8 protein-coding genes are annotated in these 9,872 nt (G+C 59.7%); 5 read left to right on the top strand and 3 right to left on the bottom strand.

The window, feature by feature from the left end; genetic code table 11:
- The first annotated feature begins 76 nt into the window (after positions 1-76).
- The 3 genes from tnpA to tnpC all read left to right on the top strand — a co-directional run bounded on the left by tnpA (position 77) and on the right by tnpC (position 2,442).
- On the top strand, positions 77-463 hold the full coding sequence (gene tnpA / locus BLQ92_RS38230; RefSeq protein ID WP_244106250.1) for an IS66-like element accessory protein TnpA: 387 nt from the start codon (positions 77-79) through the stop codon (positions 461-463).
- Complete coding sequence (gene tnpB, locus BLQ92_RS38225; RefSeq protein ID WP_175772483.1) at positions 460-798, top strand: IS66 family insertion sequence element accessory protein TnpB; 339 nt, start codon at positions 460-462, stop codon at positions 796-798. Before tnpA ends, tnpB begins: the two co-directional genes overlap by 4 nt.
- A gap of 63 nt (positions 799-861) precedes the next feature.
- Positions 862-2,442: an IS66 family transposase gene (tnpC, locus tag BLQ92_RS38220; RefSeq protein WP_090680246.1), complete on the top strand. Its 1,581-nt coding sequence runs from the start codon at positions 862-864 to the stop codon at positions 2,440-2,442.
- 304 nt (positions 2,443-2,746) lie between these two features.
- Here tnpC and BLQ92_RS38215 read toward each other — a convergent pair whose 3' ends face one another.
- Positions 2,747-3,871 (bottom strand): porin, encoded by a 1,125-nt coding sequence (locus BLQ92_RS38215; protein WP_090695925.1) that lies wholly within the window; start codon positions 3,869-3,871, stop codon positions 2,747-2,749.
- 138 nt (positions 3,872-4,009) lie between these two features.
- Positions 4,010-5,299, bottom strand: coding sequence for an MFS transporter (locus BLQ92_RS38210; RefSeq protein ID WP_176860805.1), 1,290 nt, complete (start codon positions 5,297-5,299; stop codon positions 4,010-4,012).
- A 969-nt stretch (positions 5,300-6,268) separates the two neighbouring features.
- Here BLQ92_RS38210 and BLQ92_RS38205 point away from each other — a divergent pair.
- Together BLQ92_RS38205 and BLQ92_RS41010 are read left to right on the top strand one after the other, a co-directional pair.
- The gene (locus BLQ92_RS38205; protein ID WP_090695923.1) at positions 6,269-7,960 is read left to right on the top strand and encodes a phage integrase family protein; all 1,692 of its coding nucleotides are present in this window, start codon (positions 6,269-6,271) and stop codon (positions 7,958-7,960) included.
- A gap of 63 nt (positions 7,961-8,023) precedes the next feature.
- Complete coding sequence (locus tag BLQ92_RS41010; RefSeq protein ID WP_244106249.1) at positions 8,024-8,494, top strand: hypothetical protein; 471 nt, start codon at positions 8,024-8,026, stop codon at positions 8,492-8,494.
- A gap of 424 nt (positions 8,495-8,918) precedes the next feature.
- On the opposite strand, the gene purU is transcribed toward BLQ92_RS41010, so the two are convergent.
- The gene (purU, locus tag BLQ92_RS38195) at positions 8,919-9,797 is read right to left on the bottom strand and encodes a formyltetrahydrofolate deformylase (protein ID WP_090695922.1); all 879 of its coding nucleotides are present in this window, start codon (positions 9,795-9,797) and stop codon (positions 8,919-8,921) included.
- Between the last annotated feature and the right edge of the window lie 75 nt (positions 9,798-9,872).

Here is a 9,872-nt window from a genome sequence, read left to right as displayed (position 1 = left end):
GTAAGCGCCTAGCCATCCCGTCTTGAGTTGCATTGAAGGTCTTGGGAGCATCGTATCCACTTAAATAGGTGGACACGTGAACACTATCGAAGAAGAAGCGCCACCTGGCCGTCGTCGACGCCGGCGCTATAGCGTCGAGTTCAAAGCCCAGGTGGTGGCAGCTTGCCAGGGCCCCGGGGTGTCGCTCGCGGCGATCGCCCTGCACCACAAGCTGAACGCGAATCTGCTGCGACGTTGGGTAGAGCAGGCCGAAAGGAACGATTGCGTGCTGGTGGCGCGTAGCGACGTGGCGGCGCCGTCTCAAGCGGCACCGGCATTTGTGCCGTTGCCGCTTGAGACGAGAAGCGCGCGTACGGCTGAGATTCGCGTCGAAGTGCGTCGCGCAGACCAGTCGATTACGGTTAGCTGGCCGACATCAGAGGCAGCGCAATGCGCCGCCTGGCTGCGAGAGTGGCTCGCGTGATCCGCATTGATGAAGTGTGGCTGGCAGTCGACCCGCTGGACATGCGTGCCGGCTTCGATACGGCACTGGCGCGCGTGATCACGGTGTTCGGCGCTGCACATCCGCACCATGCTTACCTCTTTGCCAACCGGCGGGCCAATCGCCTGAAGGTGCTGATTCACGACGGAATCGGGATCTGGCTGGCAGCGCGACGGCTGAACGAGGGACAGTTCGTCTGGCCGCACGCTGGCAGCGAACCAAAGCAACACATACTCACACAGGAGCAGCTCGCAGGTCTGGTGGTCGGTTTGCCGTGGCAGCGCATCGGCCCGAACGGTGTGATTCGCGTCGTATGAGGCCAACAGGGACGTTAACTGTTGCGCTTCCATGGTGCCAGGGGTTCTGGCAGACTGGTTTGCATGAACCTGCCCGCCGACCTCAACGCCCTCAGCCCGGAACAGTTGCGCACGCTCGCCGCGCAGCTGATTGCCCAGGTGCAGGACAGAGACCGGGAGATTGAGGAGAAGACGCGGGAGGTCGAAGAGAACGAACGCGAACTGCATTACCGGCAGACGCGTATCGAGCAGCTGAGCCACGAGATCTCCATTCTCAAGCGCCTGCAGTTTGGCCGGCGCAGCGAACAGTTCAGCAGCGAGCAGATGAGCCTGCTGGAAGAAGCGATCGACGCGGATCTGGCCGCCATTGAACTGGAACTCGAGCAGCTTCAGCCGCAAGCCACCGCCGACCAGTCATCCCAGCAACCGAAGCGCGCATCACTGCCAGCGCAACTGCCGCGCACAGAGATCCACCACGAGCCGGATAGCACCGTATGCCAGTGCGGCTGCGAGCGCGTGCGCATCGGTGAGGACATCAGCGAGAAGCTGGACTACACGCCGGGCGTGTTCACGGTTGAGCGGCATATCCGTGGCAAGTGGGTATGCAAGAGCTGCGAAACGCTGATTCAGGCGCCAGTGCCCGCACACGTCATCGACAAGGGCATCCCGACCACGGGGCTGCTGGCCTCGGTGCTGGTTGCCAAATACGCTGACCACCTTCCCCTGTATCGTCAGGAACAGATCTTTGCGCGGGCGGGTCTGGCAATACCGCGATCGACATTGGGTGCCTGGGTCGGCACGTGCGGCGCACAGTTGCAGCCACTGGTCGATGCCCTGCATCAGGAACTCTTGCAGCAGGGTGTGCTGCACGCGGATGAGACACCGGTACAGATGCTTAGTCCAGGTAAAGGGAAGACACACCGGGCGTACCTGTGGGCGTATACGCCCACGCACTTCAGTGATCTGCGCGCGGTGGTCTACGACTTCGCAGACAGCCGCGCAGGCGAGCATGCCCGCACCTTCCTCGCCAACTGGCAGGGCAAGCTGGTGTGCGACGACTATGGCGGATACAAGGCCGGATTCCAGCAGGGCATCACTGAAATCGGATGTGCTGCGCATGCACGGCGCAAGTTCTTCGACCTGCATGCCAATCACAGCAGCCACGTCGCTGGACAGGCCATGCCGTTCTTCGCTGCGCTTTACGATATCGAGCGCGACGCTGCAGTGCTGGATGCCGAAGAGCGGCGCAAACTCCGGCAGAGCCGGGCCAAACCGGTGTGTGACGCACTTTATGAATGGATGGTGGCGCAGCGTAAGCTGGTTTCGGAGGGTTCAGCGATTGCGAAAGCGCTGGACTACAGCCTCAAACGTTGGGAAGCGCTCACGCGCTATCTCGACGACGGGCATGTGCCCATAGACAACAATTGGGTCGAAAACCAGATCCGCCCATGGGCCATCGGAAGGGCCAACTGGTTGTTCGCCGGCTCGCTACGAGCAGGCCAACGTGCTGCCGCCATCATGAGCCTGATACGCTCGGCCCAACTCAACGCCCACGACCCGCACGCCTATCTGAAAGACATCCTCACGCGGCTGCCGACCCACAAGGCCAGCGACATCTCGGCATTGCTGCCGCATCGCTGGCGTCCGCCTGTGATAGTCAACTAGCGCAATCCGTCAAGGCGGGTTTGCTGCGCGCTTACCCATCTTTCGCGGTAATGCTAATGCTTCCGGCGTCAATCTCGCTGTGCTTTGCCAGGGCGGCGTATGTCCGCTTGCGTAGAGCACGATTGGATGCTGAAGCCGTTCCTCGCACCGTGTTTGGTCCGATTCCGGTTGATCCGGTGGGATTGGCTGGCTCGCTGGTCTGGGACCATCCATTTAGGGTCGCAATTACGGCTATCGCGCCGACGACCAGTTTCAGTATTTGAGCAGCATTCATTGAATCCTCCAATTGCTGGTAGTCGTCGTACTAGAAGTTATGGCGCACGCCAATCATCGCAGCGGTAGTCGAAACACCAGGGGCAACTGGCGCACCGTACGTAATCGCCTGATTCATTGTTCCCTTGTTGTGTACGTAACCGACCTGAACGTAACCTAAAGTGGCTTTGGATAAGCTATATTCGGTACCAATTGCAACCTCAGTTGAGTGGTTGACTCCATCGTTCCTGTCCTTCAGGTGGTAATACCCGGAAGTCAACTTCAAGGTCGGGAAGACTCTGTATCCCACACCGACGGAGATGAGTTCGTAATCCACCCGACCGGGGTTTGCCGGGTTCCTTCCAACGCCGTACGAACCGGCTACAGAAAGGCTATGAAATGTGTACATCGCGCCCAGGTAGTAAAAGCGGTTGTTGCTCACTCCGGCCGGCACAGTTGTGGGGGAGGGGTTCGTATCGTGCCCGTTGTAGTAGACGGCAGACAGATTGAGACCGTAATTCGCATACTTCAAAACGGCCGACTCTCGCGTGCGCCCCTGGATTTGCCCTGGCACTCCACCCGGTGCGTATTCCAGCGCGAGCGAGACCCCGTAGATCTTCGGCGATTGATATACAAGCGCATTACTGTCCCATAATGCGCCGAGCGGGCCGTTCGTACTCGCACCTTGCCACCCCGCCGCCTGATTCATGCCCAGCCACGCGGTAAGGATGCTGCCGAAGTACTGCGCGGAGCGGACATCGGTGTCCGCCATTGCATAGATCATCGGCGTGAACTGCCTGCCAGCGTCGAATGTGCCAAACGGGCCCGATATTCCTACAGTTGACTGCTGGTTGAAGATTGCCGTTTCGTCTGCCGTGTCGCCCAAACCCGATTTACCATTTCCGCTGTTGAACGCACCCTGCAGCTTGAAATTCACTTTATAGCCGTTCCCGATTTCTTCGCTACCCTTAACGCCCCAGATGCTTTGGTAGATTCCGCCATCCTTAAGCTGGACGACAGCCCCCGTGTTGGGTGCTTTCGATGCGAACGAAGACGCCGACGTGGTTTGGTATAGAAATCCAGAATCGATGACGCCGTACAGCGTCACTGACGATTCTGCATACACTGCACTACTAAGCACGGCAATCGTCGCCGCAAAGTTTATCTTTGCTTTCATTTCGTCTCCTCATGTTCCTGAGATTTTTGTCTTTGTTTTTTACGACCACGCAACGATGCTCCGCATCGTGGATTTGTTAGAGATCGCCGTTGACTTCTTGAAGATGGCGTTCGGCCCACACCAATTCCCGTGCTTTCTCTAGCGGCCCGTCTCCGGTCCGAATGCGACGGCCGCAAGACCGATGCCGAACGCGCTCGCAATCGCGATCCCAACGGCATTGAGCCCAAATGTCTCGGACGCCGCGGAAATCGTTAGCGGGCCGATAGCAGTGAAGAGCCGTCCCACGTTCCACGAGAACCCTTGGCCGGTCGCGCGTAAGTGCCCGGGAAAGAGCTCAGTCAAATACAGGGCAACGATACCGAACCCACCTATAGCAAAGTAGCCGAACACGAACATCGCTAGGCGAAAGAGGGGGAGGGTAGTGCCGGCGGTATAGAGAAAAATCGTTGTAGTCCATGCACCTGCGCAATAGCCGGCATACACGGCGCGCCGCGATATGCGGGGCAGTAGCCATACCGTGACTAGCGTCGACGCGAAACCGAGCACGGCGCCTGCATTCATTGCCATGAAAGTGGTGCCCGTCTGGTGAGTCAGTTCTGCGGCGCTGAGGCCAGGAGACATGACCTGTAATAGAACCGGGAACAGGACTGCCCCGCCCCAACTACCAATCATCATCGCCGCGGCAATCAGTGAGCCAACCAGGGTTCGACGCCTCAGCGGTTTTCCGAATATTTCCGAGAGCGAACCCATTCTGGGTCCCCGGTGAAGGAGGGCGGCTTCATGCGAACGCTTCCATCGAGCCGATTCGGGCGTAACAAGGCGCAAACCGAGGCTGACGACCGCTGGGGCTGCGCCCAATGCCAATATCCAGCGCCAACCCAGACCCGCCATGACGATCGCAAGTACAGAAGCGAGGATAAGCCCAAAAACTCCGACGGCCTGCATCACCTGAACGGCCTTGGCCCGATGCCTTTCGGGCCATGTCTCGACGACGAGAGCCGCCCCAGCGGCCCACTCTCCGCCAATGCCGAGCCCCGAAATCATCTGCAACACCAGCAACTGATGCCAATTCTGTGCGAGTGCACTGGCTGCGGTGAATATCGAATAGATGACCATCGTTGCGAGCATGACACGTGCACGCCCGACGCGATCGGCAAGGACGCCGAAAACGATTCCGCCGACGCCCCAGCTCAGCAGCTTCGCACCTATGATCAGGCCGCCTATCTGCGCTGCGCTACTTCCAGAGGATCCCAGCAGGTCGCGAAGGGCAGGCAGCATGATCATTGTGAAGAGCTGCAGATCCATTGCGTCAAACATCCAGCCGACGAATGCTGAGGCGAGGACCATCCACGCCCCGGCGCCGATGGCGGGCGTCTCAACATGCTGGACATCTCGCGTTGATTCCAGGGGATTCGAACTAGTTCGCATGCTCTTGTCTCCTTGCGCGCTTAAGGCGCGCATAGTTATCCGATGATTCTTTGCTCTGGCAAGCACTCCAACCAGGTGACTGCTAGATTGCTAAAGAATGACTCACGTGTCTTGTCGACTGCGTCCTCCGCAACACGGTGACGTCGACGTGCTTGTACGGTGCGTGGTGTAGCGTTGCTCCTGTGAACGTGTTGCACACGCCCGGTCCGGATGGGGCGCTGAGTTAGTGAGAGGTTTACGCTGCGGTCGTGCGGCGGTGCTTTTACCTGTCCGTCGCATCAGATTGTCCGGCATCGCTATTGATGATTTGCAGGAATGGATTGCTGTCTCCGTGCCGGACTTCCTCCTCTTGCATACGGCGTGCGCCCGGGCAACAGTTCGTCGGGGTCGGTTTTTACAAACGGAAATGCATTGGGATCCCGTGCCGCTGTTTATGTCAGTGCGAGCTGCCGTTGATATTGGGGATCAGTGTTCAAAAGTGCTCGGCGATCCACGCCGGACATAAGAGCAGAACGTCACTCACCTATAAGCTTCTGAGCGTCTTTCGCGCGGACGGTTGCGCAATCCACCTCTGCCTTCGTCGCGCGGAGCTCACCTTGACCGGCTTTTCGCCATTTCAGCGTCTCCTACGTTCTGGTGTTTTGTGGGACCGAGAAGCGGTGGCGGTTAAGTGCCATCCGGTTTGCCGATTATTTAGCGACCGGTTACGGCCATCTTTCAAAAATGCGGCAGAACCTTCGATTTCTCGGCATCCAGAAAAGCTGCGATGCCACAATCAGAACGGGTTTCTGATTCGGTTCCGTCCGACCCTGATGCGGCCGATGGATTTTCGGCGCGCGCCAGCGGCCCGTAGGAAGAGTTCGCTGTTGAGCGGGCATCAATCGAAACGAGCGGGTAAGTTTTGGATCGCTGCTAGACAGATAAATTTCATTATCAGTCCGTCTCTGATTTTGAACTAAACTGCCGATCATGAAAACGCGTGACGCCTTACCCGTCGGCCACACCGGCCCAAACTTCCCGGACGAAGCCGAACTCGCGGCGCTGCGCGGGTGGTACGCCGGCCTGGACGCGCGGGCCGCCATTGCCCGCTACCTGGGCGACCGAAGAGCAGCCGGCGCGTCGTCGCGCGGCGTGCTCGGCCGGATTCGCCGCCGGCTCGTCGCGTACGCGCAGGCGCGCCATCGCGGGGATCTGGCGGGCGTCTTCATCGATCGCGCGACGACAGCATCGGCGGATCGGGTGGCCAGCGCAATCGAGACGCTGCGCAATCTGCCGGTGCCCGTACCGATGATCGCCGATCCGGTCGACCTGTGGCTGCCCGCACGCATTGCCGGGGCTCTGCATGCCCACGGCATCCGGACGCTGGCCGACCTGACCGTGCGGATTCCGCGACGGCGGCGCTGGTGGTCGGTAATCGCCGGACTCGGTGCTGCAGGCGCACGCCGCATCGAGGCTTTCTTCGCCGCGCATCCCGCGCTGACCGAACGGGCGCGCGCGTTGATCGTCGCGGCGCCGGCCGGCAGCATTGTGCCGTGGGAGCAGTTGTGTGTGCCGCACGAGGTCGACGGCTCGCGCGGACAGTTCCGCGCCCCGGCGCACGCCTGCCTGCTCAAGGCTTCGAATGACTATGAGGCGGTTCAGTCCTGGCTCTCAATGCACGAGTCGGCGGCCACACAGCGCGCTTACCGGAAAGAAGCCGAACGCCTGATCCTGTGGGCGATCGTCGAGCGCGACTGCGCACTGTCGTCGCTCACCACCGACGATGCGATCGCCTACCGGAGTTTCCTGCGGCGGCCGACGCCGCGTGAACGCTGGATCGGACCGTCGCGACCGCGGCACAGCGTCGAATGGCGGCCGTTCATCGGCCCGCTTTCGGCACGCTCGGCGGCGTACGCGCTGAACGTCCTGTCGGCGATGTTTCGCTGGCTGGTCGAGCAGCGTTACCTGCTCGCGAATCCGTTCGCCGGCGTCAAGGTCAAGAGCCACGCACGGCGTGCCGGACTGGACGTATCCCGAGGTTTCTCCGAATGCGAATGGCTGCTGATCCGGACGTTCGCCGATGGCCTCGAGTGGTCGTACGGCTGGAGCGTGCCGGCGGCGCAGCGCCTGCGCTTCCTACTGGACTTCGGCTATGCGACCGGCCTGCGCGCGAGCGAGCTGGTCGGTGCGACGCTCGGCGACATCCGCCGCGACGAGCACGGCGATCACTGGCTGCACGTGCTCGGCAAGGGCGGCAAGCTCGGAAAGGTGGCGTTGCCGTCGCTCGCCCGCACCGCGCTCGATCAGTCTCTCATGCAGCGGGGACTGCCCGTAACACCAGCGCGTTGGGACCCGGCGATGCCTCTCGTCGCGAGTCTCGATGAGGATGGCGCGGGCATCGAAAGCACGCGACTGTGGCGCGTGCTGAGGCGATTCTTCGTGCTGGTGGCCGATGCGATCCAGGACGAACGGCCGGCAACCGCTGAGAAGCTGCGGCGCGCCAGCCCGCACTGGATGAGACACACGCACGCGTCGCACGCGCTCGCGCGCGGCGCCGAACTGATCATGGTGCGCGACAACCTGCGGCACGCGTCGATCTCAACGACGTCGACCTATCTGCATAGCGACGAGGTGCAGCGTGCGCGGCAGTTCGATCAAGCATTCGAGGCGCGAAAGGCCTAAAGTATGAGCGCGTCGATCGCAAATTGGCCAAATGAGGCGGCCTGGTGACGAACGAGATCGCGATTGTGCCGCCACAACGACCAAGGTTTTGCAATGGGATACTCGAATCGAACATTTCTGATCACGCCGGACGACGTCATCCGGAAGATCGGAATGACGCGTTACTGGAACATGCTCGGTACTCCGGACAGTGACTGCCTTCCGGAGTTTGCGGATCAGCGCGTGCGCCTCGCAAACCTGACCATTGAGCTGGTGGACCGCAAGCCCGCGCACGTGATCAATCGGGATTTTGTGATTGTCACTTTTGATGCTCAGGGCCGTCTCAATGTCGGTCAGATCATGCAGCGAGGTAGCTCGCTGTTTGAAGTCTTCATGGCCTCCAACCTGGGCCGTTACGACAAGAAAGGCACTGCGAAGGTTGTCGATGCGATGGCCCGCTTTACCGTACAAGGAAGTCAATGGACGCCAACACCGGCCTTGAGGCAGGCCCTTGACGAGGCAGCACTGGGGTTGCGACGGTGCCCTGGCATTTAGGCGGATAGACGCTTATGGCGATCCGCGCATAAGCCGAGCGCATTTCATAACCAAGAGGCTTATGATAGAAAATTGCGCGTACCTTGTTCCTACCCCTTGTTGCGTGCCTTCGCAGACCGGCTTTCCCAGTCAAACCCATCCGCGACGCACGCAGTGCGGAGTGGGGTGGATGAGTCCTTTGTCACTAACGTTTGTGGCGCGAGGGCAGGACTCGTCTTGGGCCGTTCCCGGGTCAAGGCCAGAGATGGCTCACTACGAGCTAGCGGTGTGAAGCCCGCTTTCTTTGCCTACTTTCTTTGCGGCGGCAAAGAAAGTAGGTGCCGCCCCGCACAGGGGCGAACCTAATAGACCACTAAGAATGCAAGGAAAGGCCAACACCATAAGAATACCAAACCAAACCAACGCGCCGCAGGCAAAAAAAACCTCAAAGCACCACAGTCCGATCCCCATTAATAAAAACCCGCCGCTCGACGAACGCCTTAACAGCCCTGGCAAGAGTAATACACTCAACATCCCTCCCAACAGCCAGCAACCTCTCAGGCCCATAGGAATGATCAACCCTCTCAACAACCTGCTCAATAATAGGCCCTTCATCGAGATCATCAGTAACAAAATGCGCGGTAGCGCCAATCAGCTTAACCCCACGCGCATGCGCCTGATGATACGGCTTGGCCCCCTTAAACCCTGGCAGGAACGAATGATGAATATTGATAGCCCGCCCAGCGAGGGCCCGGCTAGTCTGATCTGAAAGAATCTGCATATACCGCGCAAGAATCATCAACTCAGCGCCGCTAGACTCAAAAAGCTCCAACACTTGCGCTTCCTGCGAAGCACGCGTCTCAGCATTCACAGGAAAATGCCTAAACGCCAACCCATGCTGCGCCGCAAGCCCCTCTAGATCCGGATGATTCGACACCACCCCCACGATATCCATCTTGAGCTCCCCCATCTTCCAGCGAAACAGCAAATCCGCGAGACAGTGTTCGAGCTTCGACACCATAATCAAAACCTTGGGCCGCGCAGCGACATCATGAATCGCCCATCTCATCCCGAAGTCAGCAGCAATACCCGAAAACTCCCGCCGCAAGACGTCAATCTGCAAAGGCAATGCGGGCGCCGCAGCAACCCCATGAAACACACAACGCACAAAAAACCGCGTACTAATCTCATCGTCGAAGACAGTGAACTCATCGATATAGCAATGATGCCGCTCGAGAAAGCCAACAACGGCGGCAACCTGTCCTGCGGCGCTCGGGCAAGAGAGGGTCAGGGCAAACTGATGGGAGCGATCGGTGGCGGACATGCGGATCCTTGGCTTCGATAGAGAAACCCGCGGAAGCGCAATCAAAAAGACCTTCAGCGCACGCGGGAATGCTGA

Source organism: Paraburkholderia phenazinium (genome assembly GCF_900100735.1).
GTDB classification, from domain to species: domain Bacteria; phylum Pseudomonadota; class Gammaproteobacteria; order Burkholderiales; family Burkholderiaceae; genus Paraburkholderia; species Paraburkholderia phenazinia.
This window is presented reverse-complemented; position numbering and strand designations above follow the sequence as displayed.

Coding starts and splice junctions, on each gene's coding strand:
- purU (WP_090695922.1), bottom strand. CDS start 9,797: ATGTCCGCCACCGATCGCTCCCATCAGTTTGCCCTGACCCTCTCTTGC.
- tnpC (WP_090680246.1), top strand. CDS start 862: ATGAACCTGCCCGCCGACCTCAACGCCCTCAGCCCGGAACAGTTGCGC.
- BLQ92_RS38210 (WP_176860805.1), bottom strand. CDS start 5,299: ATGCGAACTAGTTCGAATCCCCTGGAATCAACGCGAGATGTCCAGCAT.
- BLQ92_RS38215 (WP_090695925.1), bottom strand. CDS start 3,871: ATGAAAGCAAAGATAAACTTTGCGGCGACGATTGCCGTGCTTAGTAGT.
- BLQ92_RS38205 (WP_090695923.1), top strand. CDS start 6,269: ATGAAAACGCGTGACGCCTTACCCGTCGGCCACACCGGCCCAAACTTC.